The organism is Oleiphilus sp. HI0066 (assembly GCF_001635725.1).
This window is the reverse complement of sequence record NZ_LWFH01000175.1, coordinates 1-1,292: the sequence shown is the minus strand read 5'-3', so window position 1 is coordinate 1,292 and position 1,292 is coordinate 1. Positions and strand designations below refer to the sequence as shown.

Genomic DNA, 1,292 nt, shown 5'->3' with positions numbered 1-1,292 from the left:
CATCCAATTTGATGACGCCCTCGGTCGGTGTATAGAGCCCCATTAACAAGCGCAATAATGTTGTTTTTCCGCAGCCAATTCGACCGATCACCGCCAGTCGACTGCCTGCAGGAATATCAAGCGAGACGGATTTAATGATCGGCACTGTTTGTTCAGGGAAAGTGATGCCTACGCCTTCAAGCTCATAGTGTCCTTCGGTGTGGTTGCGTTGTAGGTATTGCTTGTCTTCCTCACGCTCAACCGGCATTTGCATAATTCGCTCGATGCCCTCGTACGCCTCTTTAGTTTGACCCCAGCGAGCGATCAAACCTGCTACCTGCGCCATTGGGGCGATTACGCGCCCAGTCAGCATGCTTGCGGCGATCAGACCGCCCATGCTTAGTTCATGGTTTGAGATTTCGTATACGCCAACGATCAGTAGAGCGACAGTCGTCATTTGCTGAACAAAACCAGAGGTGCTGGTGCCGATGGTTGAGTACAAGCGAGAGCGATTGCTCCAATAGGAGTTTTCACCGACATTTTGTTCGTACTTGCGCTGATTCAGGCCTTCCATACGATTGCTTTTAACCGTCTCTAAACCGTTCAGGGTTTCAATGAGCAAACCATTCTTGACGGTCGAGGCACCATAGCTATGCGTGATTGACTCATCGACCGGGCGCCGAATAACGATGGTAATGATGAGAATAATGAGTACTGCGACGATTGGCACAATCACTAGGTTTCCGCTGAATATGTAGATCGCAATCAAAAATATAATTACAAATGGAATATCAACGAGCGTACTCATCGTTGCAGAGGTGATGAAGTCTCGGATGCTCTCGAACTCACTGACCATTTTTGCAAACGAGCCTACTGAAGAAGGCCGGTACTCTAATTTTAAGGCCTGAACGTGCGAGAATATCTTAGATGATAAGATAACATCTGATTTCCTACCTGCGACATCAAGAAAGTAAGTACGTATTAACTTTAACACCAAGTCGAAGAAGAAAATGATGCCGATACCGATTGAGAATGCCCATAAAGTATCAAAGGCTGAGTTAGGTACAACGCGGTCATACACATTGCGAACATAAAATGGGCTTGCGAGAACAAATAAATTAATCAATACCGATGCTATGATGACGTCACGGTAAATAGGGAATGACAGTCGGAGCGTATCCCAGAACCAATGTTTACCGGCTTCTCCGGTCACCAGTTTACGTTCTTTATCGAATTGGTATTCGCGTTTGATAAAAAAGCAAAATCCGGTGTAAAACTCATTCAAGGTCTCGAGATCAAGCTTTTCCTCACCC

The 1,292-nt window shown here is 46.1% G+C and carries 1 protein-coding gene; it reads right to left on the bottom strand.

Going from position 1 to position 1,292, the window contains the following annotated elements; genetic code table 11:
- Positions 1-1,292 (bottom strand): ABC transporter transmembrane domain-containing protein (locus tag A3738_RS02930; RefSeq protein WP_156503907.1); only part of this gene is annotated, 1,292 nt, incomplete at both ends.